General features: G+C 61.6%; 16 protein-coding genes. 13 read left to right on the top strand and 3 right to left on the bottom strand.

Annotated features, from left to right (window positions below):
* The first annotated feature begins 49 nt into the window (after window positions 1-49).
* Window positions 50-1,225: an aspartate aminotransferase family protein gene (locus KGA98_RS03405; RefSeq protein WP_223501181.1), complete on the top strand. Its 1,176-nt coding sequence runs from the start codon at window positions 50-52 to the stop codon at window positions 1,223-1,225.
* A 127-nt stretch (window positions 1,226-1,352) separates the two neighbouring features.
* Here KGA98_RS03405 and KGA98_RS03400 read toward each other — a convergent pair whose 3' ends face one another.
* Window positions 1,353-1,853 carry an adenylate kinase gene (locus KGA98_RS03400; RefSeq protein ID WP_223501180.1) on the bottom strand — a complete coding sequence of 167 codons (501 nt, stop codon included), beginning with the start codon at window positions 1,851-1,853 and terminating at the stop codon, window positions 1,353-1,355.
* A 117-nt stretch (window positions 1,854-1,970) separates the two neighbouring features.
* Window positions 1,971-3,893 (bottom strand): alkaline phosphatase D family protein, encoded by a 1,923-nt coding sequence (locus KGA98_RS03395; protein ID WP_223501179.1) that lies wholly within the window; start codon window positions 3,891-3,893, stop codon window positions 1,971-1,973.
* A gap of 205 nt (window positions 3,894-4,098) precedes the next feature.
* On the opposite strand from KGA98_RS03395, the gene KGA98_RS03390 reads away from it, so the two are divergent.
* The 7 genes from KGA98_RS03390 (at window position 4,099) to KGA98_RS03360 (ending at window position 10,521) form a co-directional block, all read left to right on the top strand.
* Entirely contained in the window at window positions 4,099-5,079 is a 981-nt protein-coding gene (locus tag KGA98_RS03390) for a quinone oxidoreductase family protein (RefSeq protein WP_046040234.1), read from the top strand.
* Window positions 5,080-5,092: 13 nt separating this feature from the next.
* The gene (locus KGA98_RS03385) at window positions 5,093-5,941 is read left to right on the top strand and encodes a TauD/TfdA dioxygenase family protein (protein ID WP_057716330.1); all 849 of its coding nucleotides are present in this window, start codon (window positions 5,093-5,095) and stop codon (window positions 5,939-5,941) included.
* Window positions 5,942-6,055: 114 nt separating this feature from the next.
* Entirely contained in the window at window positions 6,056-7,108 is a 1,053-nt protein-coding gene (locus tag KGA98_RS03380) for a 3-keto-5-aminohexanoate cleavage protein (protein WP_223501174.1), read from the top strand.
* Between the two features lie 92 nt (window positions 7,109-7,200).
* On the top strand, window positions 7,201-8,532 hold the full coding sequence (locus KGA98_RS03375; RefSeq protein WP_154861659.1) for an MFS transporter: 1,332 nt from the start codon (window positions 7,201-7,203) through the stop codon (window positions 8,530-8,532).
* Window positions 8,529-9,191 carry a DsbA family oxidoreductase gene (locus KGA98_RS03370; RefSeq protein ID WP_223501172.1) on the top strand — a complete coding sequence of 221 codons (663 nt, stop codon included), beginning with the start codon at window positions 8,529-8,531 and terminating at the stop codon, window positions 9,189-9,191. Before KGA98_RS03375 ends, KGA98_RS03370 begins: the two co-directional genes overlap by 4 nt.
* The gene (locus KGA98_RS03365; protein ID WP_057716326.1) at window positions 9,188-9,514 is read left to right on the top strand and encodes a Rieske (2Fe-2S) protein; all 327 of its coding nucleotides are present in this window, start codon (window positions 9,188-9,190) and stop codon (window positions 9,512-9,514) included. The genes KGA98_RS03370 and KGA98_RS03365 overlap by 4 nt, the downstream gene beginning before the upstream one ends.
* Complete coding sequence (locus KGA98_RS03360) at window positions 9,511-10,521, top strand: YeiH family protein (protein WP_223501170.1); 1,011 nt, start codon at window positions 9,511-9,513, stop codon at window positions 10,519-10,521. The genes KGA98_RS03365 and KGA98_RS03360 overlap by 4 nt, the downstream gene beginning before the upstream one ends.
* Before the next feature lie 190 nt (window positions 10,522-10,711).
* On the opposite strand, the gene KGA98_RS03355 is transcribed toward KGA98_RS03360, so the two are convergent.
* Window positions 10,712-11,728: an AraC family transcriptional regulator gene (locus tag KGA98_RS03355; RefSeq protein ID WP_057716324.1), complete on the bottom strand. Its 1,017-nt coding sequence runs from the start codon at window positions 11,726-11,728 to the stop codon at window positions 10,712-10,714.
* Between the two features lie 356 nt (window positions 11,729-12,084).
* On the opposite strand from KGA98_RS03355, the gene KGA98_RS03350 reads away from it, so the two are divergent.
* The 5 genes from KGA98_RS03350 (at window position 12,085) to KGA98_RS03330 (ending at window position 20,016) form a co-directional block, all read left to right on the top strand.
* The gene (locus KGA98_RS03350) at window positions 12,085-12,651 is read left to right on the top strand and encodes an RBBP9/YdeN family alpha/beta hydrolase (protein ID WP_057716669.1); all 567 of its coding nucleotides are present in this window, start codon (window positions 12,085-12,087) and stop codon (window positions 12,649-12,651) included.
* Between the two features lie 124 nt (window positions 12,652-12,775).
* Window positions 12,776-14,779 (top strand): DUF1302 domain-containing protein, encoded by a 2,004-nt coding sequence (locus tag KGA98_RS03345; protein ID WP_223501167.1) that lies wholly within the window; start codon window positions 12,776-12,778, stop codon window positions 14,777-14,779.
* A 41-nt stretch (window positions 14,780-14,820) separates the two neighbouring features.
* Window positions 14,821-16,179, top strand: a complete 1,359-nt coding sequence (locus KGA98_RS03340; RefSeq protein ID WP_057716322.1) for a DUF1329 domain-containing protein — start codon at window positions 14,821-14,823, stop codon at window positions 16,177-16,179.
* A 209-nt stretch (window positions 16,180-16,388) separates the two neighbouring features.
* Entirely contained in the window at window positions 16,389-17,480 is a 1,092-nt protein-coding gene (locus KGA98_RS03335; RefSeq protein WP_223501165.1) for a WD40/YVTN/BNR-like repeat-containing protein, read from the top strand.
* A gap of 16 nt (window positions 17,481-17,496) precedes the next feature.
* A complete protein-coding gene (locus KGA98_RS03330; RefSeq protein WP_223501163.1) occupies window positions 17,497-20,016 on the top strand; it encodes an efflux RND transporter permease subunit in 2,520 nt (839 codons plus the stop codon).
* Window positions 20,017-20,021: the final 5 nt, after the last annotated feature.

Here is a 20,021-nt window from a genome sequence, read left to right as displayed (position 1 = left end):
GTGGCTAACCATACTGCAAAAACACCGACCCTTGCTGGAGCTTGATGTCATGACCGCCGCCTGCCTGATGAGCACTTACCAACCCCTGGCCTTGAGTTTCAACAAGGGCCTGGGTACTCGCCTGTGGGATCAGGCCGGTCGCGAATACCTGGATGCGGTCGCCGGTGTGGCGGTGACCAACGTCGGCCACTCCCATCCGAAAATCGTTGCCGCCATTACCGAGCAGGCCGGGTTGTTGCTGCACACCTCGAACCTCTACAGCATCGACTGGCAGCAACGGCTGGCGCAGAAACTGACGCAGCTGGCGGGCATGGACCGGGCGTTTTTCAACAACTCCGGGGCCGAAGCCAACGAAACCGCACTGAAAATCGCCCGGCTGCATGGCTGGCACAAGGGCATCGAGCAGCCGCTGGTAGTGGTCATGGAGAATGCGTTCCATGGCCGCACCCTCGGCACCTTGTCTGCCAGCGATGGCCCGGCGGTGCGCCTGGGTTTCAACAAGCTGCCGGGGGATTTCGTCAAAGTGCCGTTCGGCGACCTCGGCGCGCTGGACAAGGTGCAACAGGCCTTTGGCTCGCGGATCGTGGCGATCCTGATGGAGCCGATCCAGGGCGAAAGCGGCGTGCAACTGGCGCCGCCGGGCTATCTCAAGGCCGTGCGGGAACTGTGCAACCGGCGCTCATGGCTGATGATGCTCGATGAAATCCAGACCGGCATCGGCCGCACCGGCCAGTGGTTCGCGTTCCAGCATGAAGGCATCGTCCCGGACGTCATGACCCTGGCCAAAGGCCTGGGCAACGGCGTGCCCATCGGCGCTTGCCTGGCCCGTGGCAAGGCAGCCGAACTCTTCACGCCGGGCAGCCACGGCAGCACGTTCGGCGGTAATCCGCTGGCCTGCCGGGTCGGATGCACCGTGCTGGATATCGTCGAAGAACAAGGGCTGCTGGAAAACGCCCGGCTTCAGGGGGCGCGCCTGTTCGAAAGATTGCGCACAGAACTGGCGGGCAACCCGAACGTCTCGCAAATACGCGGCCAGGGCCTGATGATCGGCATCGAACTCAAGCAACCGATCCGCGACCTGAGCCTGATCGCCGCCCGGGATCATGGCTTGTTGATCAATGTCACGCGGGGGAAAACCATTCGCCTGCTGCCGCCGCTGACCCTTGATGAGCGGGAGGTGGAGATGATTGTCAGGGGGGTGAGTGGTGTGGTGAAGGTGGCTTGAAATACGCTCCCAGGGCACCGCAATCCTGTGGGAGCGAGCTTGCTCGCGATAGCGATGGGTCAGTCACCATTGATGTCGAATGTGCTGCCGTCATCGCGAGCAAGCTCGCTCCCACAGGTTTTGTGCTTTAACCGATGGGTAATATTCCTGCTTCTGAAGCGAAGTCGGTGATTTCAACCCGATTGGTCAGGCGGATCTTCGAGGCACCAAAGTCATCGAACATCCGCTGATGCGCCGCAAATCCACTTGAGTCGTCACGGGTGCGATAGTTGCTAGCCCACTCCAGCATTGCAATGAATCGTTCGTCATCGTTGGCTTCCCGCCGGCGAATGTTGGCAACGCAATCGACGTCATCGATACACAGCCAGATCAACGCCGTGGCCCGGTGGAGGATTTCACTGACGATCCAGCCGTAACCCCCTTCGATCACCCAGCGCTCCTCATCGGCCGCGATCCGCGCCAGGCCCAGCGCCTGTGAGCGTGGGCGGGCGATGCTGTGCCGGTCCGAAAGCCAGTGAATCGAATCCAGATAGACCCATGGCACTTGCAACTGCCCGGCCATTCGCTCGGCCAGCCAACTTTTGCCCGAGCCGGAGTTGCCGATGATCAAGGTTCGGGTGAGGTCCATGAGCGACTCCGATCAATTGTAGGAGCGAGCTTGCTCGCGATGACGGTGTGACAGTCACCCCTAAAGTGACTGACAGACTGCAATCGTCAGCAAGCTCGCTCCCACAGTTCTTTGTGATCACTCGCCGCTTTCGGGGGCCACCATCCGCGTCTTCGGCGAGCCATTGGCGTTGTGCTGAAAAATGTCCTGCGGCTGACCTTTTTCATTAAAGAACACCTGGCCGATCCCCGCCGAGTTCCATAGCCGCTCACCCGCTTCGGCGTGTTCGGGCACGTGGGGCACGATGCGCATGCGTCGACGTTTGGTCAGCCAGTTCAACGGTGAGCGTGGCGAGTACAGCCAGCGGTTGAGGCGGTCGAACCACTCGAGCAGGCTGGGCGGGAATTCATTCTTGATGCCGCTGCTGGTGATCTGCCAGATGCGCGGTCCGGCCTTGCGGTGGCGGATCAGCACTTCGTAGACGAAGGAATAGTGCACATCCCCCGACAGCACCACGTAGTTACCCGGGGTGCGCGAGTGGCGGAAAATGTTCAGGATCACCTGTGCCGCGCCGCGATGGGCCATCCAGTTTTCCGCGTCCACCAGCAGTGGATAACCGCACCAGCTGAATACCCGCTGCACGGTTTCAATCAGTTTGACGCCGAAGATCGGCGCCGGCGAAACGATGATCGCACTCGGGTGGTCCAGCAGTTCCTGTTGCAGTTCGCTCAGGGCTTCCCAGTCGAGCAAACCGGAAGGCTGCTTGAGGTTCATTTCGCTGCGCCAGCGCCGGGTGCGGGTGTCGATCACCACCATGGCCGGGGTGGTCGGCAGTACGTAATGCCAGTGCTGAAACTTCAGCAGATCACTGATCAAGTCATCCTGAACCGTGCTGTCGAGGTGAAGGTCGCGTGCGCTTTCGCTCAAGGCTCCGGACTTTTCCAGCAGGGTAGTGAACGCATCCGGGTTGTTGCCCCAGCCCTGGCACAACATGTACGCCAGCAGCGCGTTGCCGATGATGCGCCGGGAGAACGGATGGCCGTAGGCCGTTTCCTCCCATTGCGCGGAAAGGTTCCAGTCATCGGTGATGTCGTGGTCGTCGAAAATCATCAGCGTCGGCAGATGCGCCAGTGCCCGCGCGACGTCGCCAAGGCCTGCCTTGAAGGCATCGATGCGCGTCTGCTCAAGGGCGTAGCGCTTGAGCCTTTGCGGCGTCAGCGTCGGTGCCTGGGGCGCGATCAGGGTCCAGGGCACTGGCGACCAGACCAACAAGTACATGGCCATGACTTCGGCGAAGGTCACCAGGTGATTGTCGGCGCTGCTGCTGGTGAAAATCGGCTTGCGCGCGCCACCGAAAAATCGCTCGCGCAGGGTTTCATTGCTTTGCAGTGCCGGCAGCAGATCCGCGCGGTGGTAGTAACTGGCCGGATGCTCGTAGAGCCTGGCGCTGTCGCTGACCACCGCGCCTTCGAGGTGCTCCCCGAACAGGCCCAGACGCTCGATCAAGGCGTGAATCGCCCGCAACATCGGCCCCGCGACATCGTCGGCGTAGACCTGATCGCCAGTCATCATCAGCAGTGCCGGGCGGTCCTTTGCCGCGTGTTCCTGGGCCAGCAACCGGTCGACGCACAGCAAGCCGTCTGTCGCCGGGTGATGAGGTTTGCGGCAAGAACCGTGCAGCAACTGATCGACCCGTGCGCGCAGGACGAAGTTCGGGCAATGGGCATCGCCATACAGCAGGTGCGGTGCCCAATCGGCGATGCCTTTTTCTGTGCCATCGATCAGCAGGTCATAGTCGATCGATTCATCCCGGGGCAGGGCGCAATCGAGTTGCACATCAATCAAGTGCACAAAGGCATGAGCCCCCACCGCAATCACGGTGCATTGCCCGGCATCGAGTCGGATATCGCCGACGCCCTGCAAACGCAAGGTCAGCGCCAGCGCCCGGGAACCCACCAGCCACAGCACCAGCCGCATGGGCTCAAGACGCCGCAACAGCGGGCCGGCCAGGACCGGCGGCAGGGCTGGGTGATCGTTGGACAGTGGCAGTGCTTCGGACATCCGGGGTCAAGGCTCTTGGGGAATCGAGGCGGGCGATGATAGCGCAGGTGACGACGGGACCGGCTAGAACGATCCCGTTTCTGCCTGTCACCAAATGAAAAGCCATTGTCGTCTGATGAGAAGCGTCTCAACAGGCCTCGTCCTACAGTCCAATCAGCGCAATTCGATGCAACACGCCCATATTGCAGATTGGAGAATAAGAAAAATGGCCAAAGCCGTACGCTTCTACGAAACCGGTGGTCCCGAAGTTCTACGTTATGAGGACGTCGAAGTCGGCGAGCCCGGTCCCGGCCAGGTTCGCCTTCGTCATGTGGCGGTTGGCCTGAACTATGCCGACACCTATTTCCGTAACGGTACCTACCCGATTCCGATGCCCAACGGCATGGGCGTCGAGGCCTCTGGCGTAGTCCAGGCCGTTGGTGAAGGGGTCACCAACGTCGAGGTCGGTGATCGCGTCACCTACACCGGTTTCCTCAACACCCTCGGCGCCTACAGCACCGAGCGCCTGATCCCGGCCGCGCCGCTGATCAAGCTGCCGGAAACCATCAGCTTCGAGACCGCTGCCGCGATGACCATGCGTGGCCTGACGTCCTCGTACCTGATGCGCCGCATCTACGACTTCAAACCGGGCGACAGCATCCTGTTGCATGCCGCCGCTGGCGGTGTCGGTCTGATCGTTTCGCAATGGGCCAAGTTGCTGGGCCTGAACGTGATCGGCACGGTTTCGACCGAGCAAAAAGCGGAAATCGCCCGGGCTCACGGTTGCGACCATACGATCAATTACAGCCATGAAGACGTCGCCGCTCGCGTTCGCGAACTGACCGATGGCGTGGGCGTCAACGTGGTGTTCGACAGCGTTGGCAAGAACACCTTCATGGGTTCGCTGGATTCGTTGAAACCCCGTGGCCTGATGGTCTGCGTGGGTACCGCATCCGGCCCGATCCCGGCGTTCGACCCGGTGATGCTGGCGATGAAAGGCTCGCTGTTCCTGACCCGTCCGGCCCTGGCCAACTACATCAGCGACCCTGCGGAAAAAGCCGCCCTGGCGGGTGAGTTGTTCGACCATGTCGGCAGCGGCCGGATCAAGATCGAGATCAACCAGCACTACGCCCTGCAGGACGCCGTGCAGGCCCATCGCGACCTTGAATCGCGCAAGACTACCGGCTCATCGATTTTCGTCGTTTAAGGAGCGGCCAGCCATGAAAGTCGAACAATTGACCTGCAGCATTGGCGCCGAACTGATCGGCGTCAACCTGGCCGACGCGGTGCATGACGATGGTCTGTTTGCCGAGATTCGTGCCCAGTTGCTCAAGCACCGCGTGGTGTTCCTGCGTGATCAGGACATCACCCGCGCCGAGCACGTGGCCTTCGCCCGGCGCTTCGGCGAGCTGGAGGATCATCCGGTGGCCGGCAGTGATCCGGAGCATCCGGGGCTGGTGCAGATCTACAAGAATCCTGACCAGCCGATGGACCGCTATGAAAACGCCTGGCACACCGACGCCACCTGGCGCGAAGCACCGCCGATGGGCTGCGTGCTGCGTTGCGTGGAATGCCCGCCAGTGGGCGGCGACACCATGTGGGCCAACATGGTCCAGGCCTATGCGAACTTGCCGGAAGACGTAAAGGTCAAGATCGCCGACCTGCGTGCCCGCCACAGCATCGAAGCGAGCTTCGGTGCCGCCATGCCGATTGAAAAACGCCTGGCGCTCAAGGCGATGTACCCGGACGCCGAACACCCGGTGGTGCGCACCCATCCGGAAACCGGCGAGAAGGTGCTGTTCGTCAACGCTTTCACCACCCACTTCAGCAACTACCACACCCCTGAGCGGGTGCGCTTCGGCCAGGACGCCAACCCCGGCGCCGGCGAGTTGCTGCGTTACCTGATCAGCCAGGCGTACATCCCTGAGTATCAGGTGCGCTGGCGCTGGAAGCCCAACAGCATCGCCATCTGGGACAACCGCAGTACCCAGCATTACGCCGTCATGGATTACCCGCCGTGCCATCGCAAGATGGAGCGTGCCGGGATTATCGGCGACAAGACGTTCTGATCGAACGCCACCTGCATCCGCACTCGCAGCATTCGCACTCGTAAACACGTCTGCCCGGCACGACCCCGGGTGGGCGAGACAATCATAAGAACTGGCATAAGAACTGGAGTAACCATGCAATTCTTCGACGATTCCCTGCACCCCGAAAACATGGAAAAGGTAGTCATTACCGTGGCCCCGTACGGCCCGGAGTGGATGCCGGAAGACTTCCCGGAAGACATCCCGTTGACCATGGATGAGCAAGTCCAGAAAGCGGTCGAATGCTATGAAGCCGGCGCCACCGTGCTGCACCTGCATGTGCGCGAACTGGACGGCAAGGGCTCCAAGCGTCTGTCGAAGTTCAACGAGCTGATCGCCGGTGTGCGTGAAGCCGTGCCAGACATGATCATCCAGGTCGGTGGCTCGATTTCCTTCGCTCCGGAAAGCGATGGCGAAGCGGCCAAGTGGCTGTCCGACGACACTCGCCACATGCTGGCCGAGCTGACGCCGAAACCGGATCAGGTCACGGTAGCGATCAACACCACGCAAATGAACATCATGGAACTGTTGTATCCGGAGTACCTGAAAGGCACCTCCCTGGACAACCCGTTGATCCACGCCGCCTACAGCGAAATGACCGTACCGGCAGGTCCGGCCTGGGTGGCCGAGCACCTCAAGCGCCTGATGGACAACGGCATCCAGCCACACTTCCAGTTGACCGGCATGCACGCCATGGAAACCCTCGAGCGCCTGGTGCGCAGGGGCATCTACAAGGGCCCGCTGAACCTGACCTGGATCGGCATCGGCGGCGGTTTCGACGGCCCGAACCCGTTCAACTTCTTCAACTTCATCCATCGCGCGCCGGACGGTTGCACCCTGACCTCCGAATCGCTGCTCAAGAACGTCATGCCGTTCAACACCATGTCGATGGCCATGGGCATGCACCCGCGCGTGGGCAATGAAGACACTATCATTGATCACAAGGGCGATCGTTTCGGCTCGGTTGCACAGATCCGGCAAACCGTGCGCATTGCCCATGAACTGGGCCGTGAAATCGCCACCGGCAAAGAAGCCCGCGAGATCTACCGCATCGGCGTGCAGTACGAAACCATCGAAGAAACCCTGTTGGCCAACGGCATGGCCCCCAACCGCAAGGCCGGGCAGAAAGGTGTACCGCAACGCGGATGACCGAGGGTCGGGGCGAGAGGCCGTGACCTCTCGTCCGCCTGACCGTTTCACGCTTGATAACAAAAATAAAACAAAGCTCTTGAGGAGGCTGCATGGCCTTTCACCCAATAGCCGCTGACGATGACGACTCCTGCGGAGTCGGCGTTGCGCGCCAATATGCCTGGATCGTCTTTGCCTTGACGTTCGGCCTGTTGATTTCCGATTACATGTCGCGTCAGGTACTGAACGCGGTATTCCCCCTGCTCAAGACTGAGTGGGCGTTGAGCGACGGACAACTGGGTCTGCTTAGCGGCATCGTTGCCCTGATGGTCGGCCTACTGACATTTCCCCTGTCGTTGATGGCCGACCGCTTCGGTCGGGTCAAGAGCCTGGCGCTGATGGCTTTCCTGTGGAGCGTGGCGACCCTGGGTTGTGCGCTGGCTCAGGACTACCAGCAGATGTTCATTGCGCGGTTCATGGTCGGCGTCGGCGAAGCCGCCTACGGCAGCGTGGGCATCGCGGTGGTGATTTCGGTGTTCCCCAAACACATGCGGGCCACCCTGGCCAGTGCCTTCATGGCTGGCGGCATGTTCGGTTCGGTGTTGGGCATGGCTTTGGGCGGTGCGATTGCCGCCAAGCTGGGCTGGCGCTGGTCGTTCGCCGGCATGTCGCTGTTTGGCCTGGTGCTGGCGATGCTCTATCCGCTCATCGTCAAGGAAGCGCGCATAGCGCCACGACGTGCCGCGCAGATTGCGAACAAGACGGCTGCCGCGGTCAAGCGTCCGCTGCGCACGCTGTGGTCCAGCCGTTCGGTGGTGTCGACCTACATCGCCAGCGGCTTGCAGTTGTTCGTCGGCGGTACGGTGATGGTGTGGATTCCCAGCTACCTCAACCGCTACTACGACATGCCTACCGACAAGGCCGGTGGCATGGCGGCAATCATCGTGTTGTGCAGCGGTGCGGGGATGATCCTGTGCGGCATGCTCAGCGATCGCCTGTGTCGGAACTCGCCGGAGCGCAAGGTCAGCCTGGCCATTGGTTTTTGCCTGGGCAGTTGCCTGCTGCTGTCGGCAGCGTTCGCATTGTCGGCAGGGCCTGTGCAACTGGCGCTGGTCTGTCTGGGCATGGCGATTGCCACCGGCACCACCGGCCCCGCCGGTGCGATGGTTGCCAACCTGACCCATTACTCCGTCCACGGTACGGCGTTCGCCACGCTGACCCTGGCCAATAACCTGCTGGGGCTGGCACCCGGGCCGTTCCTGACTGGCCGTGTGTCCGACCTCATCGGCCTGCATGCCGCTTTCCAATTAGTGCCACTGGTCAGCCTCGCGGCGGCAGCGGTGTTCTTCTATGCCAAGTGTCATTACCAAAAAGATATCGCCCGGCTTGAGGGTCAGAGCGTGCCTGAGCCCGTCAGTGCAGCCGGGATAGAGGTGAAGTTGTGAGTCGTCGTTTACGTATTGATGTGTTTTTCGATTTTATCTGCCCCTGGTGCCTGATCGGCAAACGCCAACTGGAGCATGCGCAGGTGCAGTTTCGCAGTCGCTACCCGGATGTGCAGATCACCACGGTGTGGCATGGCGTGCAGTTGCTGCCCCAGATACCGGTAGAAGGTGAACCTTTCGCCGATTTCTACCGCAGGCGACTGGGCAATGCCGACGCAATGACCATGCGTCAGAATCAGGTGCAGCAGGCTGCCGGCGCGGTTGGACTGGCCATCGACCTCAGCCGTATCGAGACGATGCCCAACACCGCGGACGCCCATCGTTTGTTCGAGCGTGCCAGCGCACTGGGCAATGCCAGTCAGCGTGAAATGTTGCTCGAACGACTGTTCGCCGCTTATTTCCTGAGGCGCGAAAACCTCGGTTGCCGTGAGACTTTGCTTGCCATTGCCCGCTCCTGCGGTGTCGCTCCGGACGGGGTGCTCGATTGCCTGAAGGGCGATGCCACGCCGTTTGAAGGATCCCCCGACGCGACCAGTGGCGTGCCGAGCTTCAAGTTCGACAACCGCATGACGGTGATCGGCGCACAACCTGCTCAGGCGCTGCTCGCGGCCATGACCGAAGCCCTCAGGGAAAGTGATCGCGAGCGGCAGCCAGCATGACCCGGCGCATTCCCGTGCCAGCAGGCAAGCACCCGCAGGCCGGTGGCCGGGCGCTGTTCGAGTTCGAAGACAAAAGCCTGGCGCTGTTCAACGTCGACGGGCAGTTGTTTGCCATTGACGACAGCTGCCCGCACCAGGGCTCTTCCCTATGCGGAGGGCGTCTTGAAGGCCGGGTGATTCAATGCCTCGCCCATGGTTTGCGCTTCGATTTGCACAGCGGCTACCTGCTCAACTCCAGGCAGGTCAAAGTCACCAACTACCCGGTCGAGATCATCGACGGCCAGGCGTTTATCGTCATCGCATCCGAGGAGTCCGCGCCATGAGTGCCATTGCTCTTACCCGTATCCACACTCGCTCGCGCGAACTGGCACCTGGGTTAATCGTCAGTCTGATTGTCGCGGCCGCCGCGTCGTTCTTGTCCGAGCACTACGGTGCGCCGGTCATGCTGTTTGCCTTGCTGTTGGGCATGGCCCTGAATTTTCTCGCCGATGACGGCCCCTGCAAGGCCGGTATCGAGTTCACCGCCCGCACCGTGCTGCGCATCGGCGTGGCGCTGCTGGGCATGCGCATCACCCTGGAGCAAATGGCCGCGCTGGGCTGGAAGCCGATTGCACTGGTGGTGATCCTGGTAGTGGTGACCATCAGCGTGTCTGTGATCGCCGCCAAGGCCCTGGGCTTCCAGCGCCTGTTCGGCATGCTCACCGGCGGCGCGACGGCCATCTGTGGCGCTTCGGCGGCCTTGGCGCTGGCAGCGGCGCTGCCGAACCATCCGCAGAAAGAGCGGGCGACCCTGTTCACCGTCATCGGGGTTTCCGCGCTGTCGACTCTGGCGATGATTGTCTATCCGATGATCGCCAACTGGCTGCAGTTGTCGCCGCAGGTGGCGGGTGTGTTCCTCGGCGCCACGATCCACGACGTGGCCCAGGTGGTCGGCGCCGGCTACAGCATGTCGACCGAGACCGGCGACACGGCCACGGTGGTCAAGCTGATGCGCGTTGCGATGCTGCTGCCGGTGATCGTCACGGCGGCGATGATCACCCGCATGCAAGGCGCCGATCCCACCGGCAAGCGTCCACCGCTGTTGCCGTGGTTCGCCGTCGGTTTTCTGATTCTGGCCTGCATCAACAGCACCGGATGGATAGCGCCTGCGGTGCAAGGATCGGTCAACGAACTGTCGCGCTGGTGCCTGGTGATTTCCATCAGTGCCCTGGGCATGAAGACCCGCTTGCGCGAGCTGGCAGCGGTCGGGATCAAGCCGATTCTGCTGATGGTGGGGGAGACGGTGTTCCTGGTCGTGCTGGTGCTGTTGCTGCTGCGCTGGGGGCTCTGAACATCGGCAAGGATTAAAACCTGTAGGAGCGAGCCTGCTCGCGAAAAACCCAAGAGCACCGCGGGGCATCTGGTTTTACGCGTAATCGTTCACGACCATCGCGAGCAGGCTCGCTCCTACAGGGATTGCAGTTCCAATCTCGCGCTTTCGGCGACTGTACCAGCAGTCGCCGTTTTTTTTTGCCCTGCTGTCAGGACGGTTTCGCCCCAGCCTGCTTCTGCGCACGCCACGTCGCCGGCGGCATGCCGAACTGGCTGATGAACCAGCGGGTAAACGAACTCGCCATCGAGTAGCCGAGCATGTCGGCAATGCGGCTGAGGGAGTAGTTGGGGTTGTCCAGGTAACGCAGCACCAGGTCGCGGCGCACGTCGTTGATCACGTCGTTGAAGGCGCAGCCGTCGTCCTTGAGGCGGCGTTGCAGGGTGCGCACGTTCATGCCCTGGCTCTGGGCCACCTGCTCAATGGTGGCGCGCCCCATGGGCAACAGCAGGTAGATGGCCTTGCGCACCTCGAACAGCATCGAGGCGCCTTCGTGGTTCTGCAGCGAGTCGAGGTAGCCCTGGGCATAGCGGGCCATGGCCGGGTCTGCGTTGGGGTTGGTCATGTCGAGGCTGATGTCAGGGCAGACGATGCCGTTGAACTCGCTGCCGAACTCCAGGTTGCAGCCGAACAGCCGGCGATGCAGGTGCAGGTTGTCCGGTGGCTGGTGCATGAAGTTGACGCTGTAGGGATGCCAGTGTGAGCCCAGCAGGGCCGAGCACAGCCGGAACATTACACCGATGGCCAGCTCCGTGGCCTGGCGGCTGGGCATCGGCGTTTCGGTGACCACCTCTTCGCGAATGATCACCATCTTGCCAGCCTCCTCAATGAAGATGGCCAGCGAGTCATTCATCAGGTGCCGGTAATCCACTACGACCTGCAAGGCATCGCGCAACGTGCGCTGGTGGCTGAGCAGCAGGCTGACCACGCCGAAGTCCGAGAGCTGGCGCGATTCGGCCATGCTCAGGCCGAAGGTCTGGCAGCCGCTGGCGGCGGCCGAGTCTTCCAGCAAACGGACGGCGGCATCGATATGGATGCGGTGTTCAGGGGCTTGCAGTTGGGCCCTGCTCAAGCCGACAGCGGCCAGCACGTCGCGCGGGTTGAAACCCAGGTACTGGGTGACCTCCAGGTAGTTGGTCAAGACAGCGGCGCGAACAAGCTTGGTCATGCGAAAGTCTTCCCTGTGCCGATGGCGGTTGGCGTGAGCGTGGCGACTATATCCAGCGTATCAACAGTTGAACAGTTGTCATGTCGTTGATGGATTTCATGCCATACGGTCACCAATCTTCTACGCTGCATGGAGCCATCAGCGCTCATCCGTTGATTACAGTGACCTTGCGCCAACCTGCGGGGATTTTCGACCAGTGGTCGCACTGTCCTGCTGTCGGACAATTTGTCATCAAAAGAAAAGTGCATGACGTCCAATGTAAAGCGCTTCGGGTGGGCGCTCTTTAATGTCGACACTACAAAAAGCCCCTGGCGAAAACAGCCAGTCGAGTTATCGAGAAAGCGAAGGTGTTGACCGTGGACAAACTGCAAACTGCCGCCACCATTCTGATCGTTCCGGGTCTGCGCGAGCACGTGGCCGAACATTGGCAAACATTGCTTGCCGCCAGGCTGAGCAACGTGCGCAGTGTTGCGCCGCTGGAGACCGACAAACTCGATTGCATGGCCCGTGTGCGGGCGATTCAACACGAACTCGAACAAATCGACGGCCCCGTGATTCTGGTGGCCCACAGCGCCGGCGTGCTGATGGTCGCGCATTGGGCTGCTCACTACAGCCGTCCGATCAAGGGCGCTTTGCTGGCCGCGCCACCGGACCTCGATGCGGTCTGGCCGTCAAACTATCCGTCTTCCGAAACCCTGCGTAGCCAGGGCTGGAATCCTCTGCCACAAGGCCCGCTGCCATTTCGCAGCATCGTGGCCGGCAGCACCAACGATCACCTGGCCAGTCTTCCTGCAGTCACCCGCATGGCAGAAGGCTGGGGTGCCGAATTGCTCAATCTGGGCGATGTCGGCCACCTCAATCCGGCCGCAGGATTTGGCCACTGGCAGCAAGCTGAAGCACTCATCCTGGAGCTGGATCGCTAGTACAAGGAGCTGGACTGGCAGTACGCCAACCGGCATTTGCCCTCATTCCTTAAACGCAAACCCATCAATGTTTGCGCGAGGGCGGCTGCGCTTAAAACAAAGACAAAAAAGCGGAGACAACGCAATGCACAACAATAAGAGTCACGGCTTCACCGCTCCACGCTACACCTTGCTGGCCTCAGCCATTCTCGCGGCAACGGTACCTGCGGCCCATGCGGTCGAGATCGAGACGGGGAATCCGGACTGGAACGTCCGCGTGGATAACACCATCAAGTACAACTATGGCGTGCGCACCGAAAGTGCCGACAAACGCATGTTGGGAACGCCGAACAATAACGACGGCGACTACAACTTCCGCAAGGCCGGGACCAACATCACCAACCGTATCGATCTGTTGACCGAAATGGACGTGGTCTACAAGAACGCCATGGGCTTTCGCGTCAGCGCCGCCAGCTGGTACGACAAGGCCTATGACAACACCGGCTCCAACTCCAACCCGTTCGTCAACGGCAATGGATCGACCTCGGGCCTGATCGCCAATGACCCGCGCCTGGCAGGGGTCACCCGTGACAACGTCGGCAACGGCAGCTCGCACCTGAGCAATTATGCCCAGCGCTACTACAGCGGTCCTTCGGGCGAAATCCTCGATGCCTTCGTGTTCTACAGCACCGAAGTGGGCGAGGAGTCGATGTTCAGCGCCAAGGCCGGTCAACACAACGTGTTCTGGGGCGAGACCATTCTCAACCCGGTGCACTCGGTCAGCTATGGCCAGTCCGGCCTCGACCTGGCCAAGCTTGCCGCGTCGCCGGGTACCGAGGCCAAGGAACTGTTCGTTCCGCGTAACCAGGTGTCGATGTCGTTCACCGTCAATCCCGAGCTGACCGTGGGTGCCCAGTATTTCCTGAATTGGGATGCCGCGCGTCTGCCGGAAGCGGGCACCTATTACGGTGGTTCCGACCTGGTCGGCTTCGGCGCGCAATCATTCCTGTTGGGCAACACCAACGCCGTGGTACCGGGCAGCCCGCTAGGTTGTGGCCTGGCGCCGTGCAACGCCTTGACCAATGTGCGTCGTGGCAAGGACCTGACTCCGCATGACAGCGGTGACTGGGGCGTCATGGCCAAATGGTCGCCGGCCTGGCTGGATGGCACCCTCGGCGTTTACTACCGCGAAACCTCGGAAATCTTGCCACAAGCCTATCTGGACGCCAGAGGCATTACCTCGGCCAACCCGAACGGCACCCGTCCGGCGGGGCAGGTGCCAGCGGTGATCAACACCCTCAATTCGCTGGACACCGCCACCTATCAACTGGCCTATGCCGACAACATCAAGATCCTTGGCTTGAGCTTGTCCAAGGACGTGGGTGGCGTGAGCGTGGGTTCGGACCTGAACGTTCGTCACAACATGCCACTGGCCAGTATCCCGGCGATCGTCAGTACCCGCAGCCCGCTGGGCCTGGGGCAAGGGCTTGGCCTGCTGCCTGCACGTACGGACGCCACCGGTGTGGTCTATGACACCCCGAGCCGTGGCGACAGCATGAGCGCCACAGGCGACACCCTGCACTGGACGCTCAACGGTCTGATGACCCTGCCGAAAACCCCGGTGTTCGATCAGGCGACTGTGCTTGCCGAGCTGTACTACAGCAACCTGCTCAAGCTCGATAGCAAGAACGAAGCGCTCTACAAGGGTAAGGACAGCTATCGCGGCATCGACGCGCCGACCCGTGACAACTGGGGTCTGGCGGTCAACTTCACACCGACCTGGTACCAGGTCTTCCCGGGTGTCGATCTCAACGCGCCGATGTCCGTCAACGTCGGTCTCGATGGTGTGTCGCCGGTCTCCGGTGGCGGTGCCAAGGACACCGGCAACTATGCCGTGGGCGTGGGTGCCATTGTCTACAACAAATACTTTGTCGACCTGAAGTACGTGGACTCCTTTGGCGAAACCGACAAGTGCAACGTCAGCGGTGTGAGCACCGGCTCCAAGGGCGGTGACGGCTCCACCCCGAACGCCTTTAGCGGCAACGAAAACTACGCCTGTTACGCCGGTGGCTACTCGTCCTTCTCCGGAGGTGGTGCCACGACTGAGGACCGTGGCGCCGTGTACCTGACGATGAAAACAACATTCTGATTCACCACTGATTTGCTCAATGCAAGCAGGAGAATAACAAGATGAAATTTGTAAAAACCGTGTTGGCCGCTTCGCTGGCCATGGTCTTCGCCGCTCAGGCACAGGCTGCTGTTTCAACTCAGGAAGCTGCCAAGCTGGGCACCAGCCTGACACAGGTAGGGGCTGAAAAAGCCGGGAACGCTGATGGTTCCATTCCTGCCTACAACGGTGGCCTGACCACCCCGCCGGCCAGCTTCAAGGCCGGCGACAGCATGCGCCCGGACCCGTTTGCCAGTGAAAAACCGGTACTGGTGATCGACGGCAAGAACGTCGATCAGTACAAGGGCATGCTCACGGCGACCACGGTAGAACTGGCCAAGCGTTTCCCGACGTTCCGTGTCGACGTGTTCCCGACGCACCGCACCGTTTCGCTGCCTCAAGCGATTCTGGATAACGGCGTGAAGAACGCCAGCGGCGCCAAGTCCCTGGAAGGTGGCCTGGCCATCGACAACGTGCTGCCGGGCATTCCATTCCCGATTCCGCAGTCGGGCAATGAAGCGATGTGGAACTTCCTGTTGCGCTACCAAGGCGTCAGCATCAGTTCCAAGTACGACTCCTGGAACGTTGACTCCGCGGGCGTTCCAAGCCTGGCGACCACCGGGCAAGCGAACATCTCCTACCCGATCTATGAAAACCTCTCGCAGCCGATCAGCAGCGCCGACGTGTACTACCAGATGAAGCTGGCATACACCGGCCCTGCGCGCCGCGCCGGTGAGGCGATCATGCTCAAGGATGCCGCCAACCCGTTGCAGCAACCACGTCGCGCCTGGCAGTACTTGCCGGGGCAGCGTCGAGTGAAACTGGCTCCGAGCCTGGCTTACGACACGCCAAACCCGGGTACCGCCGGTGCGGGCACCTACGATGACGTGTTCGTCTTCAACGGTGCGCTGGATCGCTACGACTGGAAGCTGGTGGGCAAGCAGGAAATGATCGTGCCCTACAACACCTACAAGCTGACCTACGTGCAGGATCCGAAGTCGCTGACCACCGCCAATCACCTGTCACCTGACTTCGTACGCTGGGAAAAACACCGTGTATGGGTCGTGGAAGGCAACCTCAAGGCCGGTGCTCGTCACATCTACCAGAAGCGCCGCTTCTACCTCGACGAAGACAGCTGGACCGCTTTGGCCTCGGATCAATATGACGCCCGTGGTCAGCTCTATCGCGGTTCCTTCGCCTTCCTGAGCCAGAGCTATGACAAGCAGGTTCCGGACTCCACGCCGTTCATGATCTACGACCTGGTCGGTGGTTCCTACAACATCAACGGCGTAGTCGGCCCTTACGGCGGCATCAAGTACATCGAGCCGCTCTCCAAGGCCCAGTGGTCTTCGGAATCCCTGGCCGGCGCCGGTATTCGCTAAGCCAACCGCAAGCAGACGCTCGCACGATCCATTGTGGGAGCGAGCCTGCTCGCGATGGACCAGAGGGCGACGCGGGCATCCAGACAGCACGCGTCATCGTTAACGTCCATCGCGAGCAGGCTCGCTTCCACATGACCTGCACGGCGCAAGGTTTGAACGTCAGGCACACCGATGTGTGTCCCGGCGCGGTTTTCCGAAGAGGACGCAGCATGTGTTCGTATAAAAACAATATTTTGCAGCTGGCGTTTGGCGTTGTGCTCGGCCTGTCGCAGGGCATCGCCCAGGCGGCCGATTACGTCGATGTACTGGACCTGCCCGCCAGAGTCAGTGCCTTGGCGATCAACAGCCCGTTGTCCAGCATGACCCGCGCCGGCGGGCGTGTGATTGCCGTCGGCCAGCGTGGCCATATTCTGTTTTCCGATGATTCGGGAAACCACTGGCAACAGGCCGCCGTACCGGCCAGTGCCGACCTCACTGCGGTGAATTTTCCGACCACCACCCAAGGCTGGGCGGTGGGTAATGACGGCGTGGTGCTGCACAGCAGCGACGCCGGCGCGACTTGGCAAAAGCAGCTCGACGGTCGTCAGATCGGCGCCTTGCTGGTCAAGCATTACACGGCGCTGGCCAGCGCCGAACCGGGCAATGAGCAATGGCCCCAGTTGGCCATGGAAGGCCAACGACTGGCCGATCAGGGCGCGGACAAACCGCTGCTCGGCGTCTGGTTCGCCAACGACAAAACCGGCTATGTGGTCGGGGTATTCAACCTGATTCTGCGCACTGACGACGGTGGCCTGACCTGGACGCCATTCCAGGACCGTACCGACAACCCCCAGGGTTTCCACCTCAACGCCATCGCCTCTACCGGCGACAGTGTGTACATCGCCGGCGAGCAAGGCCTGCTGCTCAAATGGGACGACAGCGCCCAACGCTTCAATGCGGTACCGACGCCTTATCAAGGCAGCTTCTTCGGCGTGCTCGGCAAGCCTGGCGAAGTGCTGATCTATGGCCTGCGCGGCAACGTGCTGCGCAGCACCGACGGCGGCCAGAGCTGGACCGCACTGGACACCGGCCTGCACGTCAGCATCACCGCGGGCCTGATCGATGCCCGTGGCAATTATCGCTTGTTCACCCAGGGCGGGCAGATGCTGGTCAGCCAAGGGACGGGCGCGCAGTTGCATCTGAAGCAGCAACCGGCACCGACCCCGGTCGCCGGCGCCACCCAGTCCGCCAATGGCGCCTTGGTGCTGGCAGGCAGCCGTGGTGCCCGGACGCTGTCCGCCGATCCAGCCCTCGAACCCTAAGAGCGAGAACCCAGACATGGGCAATATCAAACAAGACGCCATGCCGGTGATCCGCGAACTGCGAGATTTCGACCACCGCTCCGGCAACCTCCTCGAGCGGCTGGTGTTCAACTACCGCCCGCTGTTCATGCTGCTGATGGCGCTCGCCACCGTGGTGCTGGGCTTCATGGCCGTGACTCGCCTGGAGTTGCGCCCAAGCTTCGAAAAAATGATTCCCCAGAGCCAGCCCTACATCCAGAACTTCCTGGAAAACCGCGCTTCGCTGCGCGGTTTGGGCAACTCGGTGCGCGTGGTGGTCGAGAACACCCAGGGCGATATTTTCGACCCCGAATACCTCGACGTGCTCAAGCAGGTCAACGATCAGCTGTTCCTCACCGAAGGCGTCGACCGTGCGTGGATGAAGTCGCTGTGGAGCCCGGCCGTGCGCTGGACCGAAGTCACCGAGGACGGTTTCCAGGGTGGCCCGGTGATGCCCGACACCTATTCGGGGCAGCCTGAACAGATCGAACAGTTGCGCCAGAACATTTCCCGCGCCGGTGTGGTGGGCAGCCTGGTAGCCAGCGATTTCAAATCGAGCATGCTGATCGTACCGCTGATGGACAAAGCCGCCGCCGGCGGTCAACGCATCAACTACCACGCCTTCTCGCAGATGCTCGAAGAGCAGTTGCGCGACAAGATCGAATACGCCGGTGACAGCGCTGCGCGTAAATCCGGGGTCGAAGGCACCGGCCATTACAAGGTGCGGGTGATCGGCTTCGCCAAACTCATGGGCGACCTGATCGACGGCCTGATCCAGGTGATGATGTTCTTCGGCCTGGCCGTCGTCACATCGCTGATCATCATCTACGCCTACACCCGTTGCGTGCGCAGCACCCTGCTGGTGGTCGGCTGCTCGCTGGTCGCGGTGGTCTGGCAACTGGGTATCGTCGCCTGGCTCGGCTACGCCATCGATCCGTACTCGGTGCTGGTGCCGTTCCTGATCTTCGCCATCGGTGTGTCCCACGCGGCGCAGAAGATGAACGGCATCATGCAGGACATCGCCCGCGGCACCCACAAACTGATCGCTGCGCGCTACACCTTCCGCCGTCTGTTCATCGCCGGTGTCACCGCGTTGCTGGCCGATGCCGTGGGCTTCGCCGTGTTGATGCTGATCGATATTCCGGTGATCCAGGACCTGGCGATCACCGCCAGCATCGGCGTCGCGGTGCTGATCTTCACCTCGCTGTTGCTGATGCCGGTGGCGCTGTCCTATGTCGGTGTGGGCGCGAAAGCCGCCGAGCGTGCGCTGAAAATCGACAACCGCGCCGAACACCACAAAGGCTTCGGCAAACTGTGGGACCTGCTCGACCGCTTCACCACGCGCAAGTGGGCCACCGGTGCCGTATTGGTCGCAGTGTTGATGGGCATCGGCGGTTTCATGGTCAGCCTGAACCTGAAGATCGGCGACCTGGAAAGCGGGGCGCCGGAGCTGCGCGCCGACTCGCGCTACAACCGCGACAACGCCTACATCACCAGCCACTACGCGCTGTCCAGCGACCTGTTCGCGGTGATGATCAAGACCGCGCCGGAAGGCTGCCTGAACTACAAGACCCTGGTGCTGGCCGACCGCCTGGCCTGGGAGCTGCAACAGTATCCGGGCGTGCAGGCGACCGCGTCCTTGGTCAACGCGGTACGGCAGATCACTGCCGGTACTTATGAAGGCAACCCCAAGCTCAACAGCATCCAGCGCAACCAGGACGTGCTCAACTACGCCGCCCAGCAAGCCTCGGTCAACTCGCCGGAGCTGTTCAATACCGACTGCTCGCTGATGCCGGTGATCACCTTCCTCAAGGATCACAAGGCTGAAACCCTCGATGCCGTGGTGGCGATTGCCGACAAGTTCGCCAAGGAAAACAGCAGCGAGGATCGCCAGTTCCTGCTCGCCGCCGGTACCGCCGGGATCGAGGCCGCGACCAACATCGTGGTGCGCGAAGCCAACCGCACCATGCTGCTGTACGTGTATGCGGCGGTGACGCTGTTCTGCCTGATCACCTTCCGCAGTTGGCGCGCCACACTGGTGGCCCTGTTGCCGCTGGTGCTGACCTCGATCCTCTGCGAAGCCTTGATGGTGGCCATGGGTATCGGCGTGAAGGTCGCGACCTTGCCGGTGATCGCCCTCGGGGTGGGCATCGGCGTCGACTACGCCTTGTACCTGCTCAGCGTGCAATTGCACTTCCAGCGGCAGGGCTTGCCGCTGTCCCAGGCCTACCGCAACGCCGTGTCCTTCACCGGCAGAGTAGTCGGGCTGGTGGGCATCACACTCGCCGCCGGTGTGGTGTGCTGGGTCTGGTCGCCGATCAAGTTCCAGGCCGACATGGGCATCCTGCTGACCTTCATGTTCCTGTGGAACATGCTCGGCGCGCTGATCCTGATTCCCGCTCTGTCGTACTTCCTGCTGCGCGAACGGGCACCCAAGCCCGGTTCTGTCGCGGCAACCGAAAACACCGAATCCACTGAACGTCCCGGCATGCCCCATGCCGTGACCACTTCCGAGTAAGCCAA

The sequence above is a fragment of the Pseudomonas sp. BF-R-24 genome (assembly GCF_019947335.1).
Classification (GTDB): domain Bacteria; phylum Pseudomonadota; class Gammaproteobacteria; order Pseudomonadales; family Pseudomonadaceae; genus Aquipseudomonas; species Aquipseudomonas jessenii.
The sequence above is the reverse complement of the archived record's forward strand: the minus strand, read 5'-3'. Positions and strand labels throughout refer to the sequence as shown.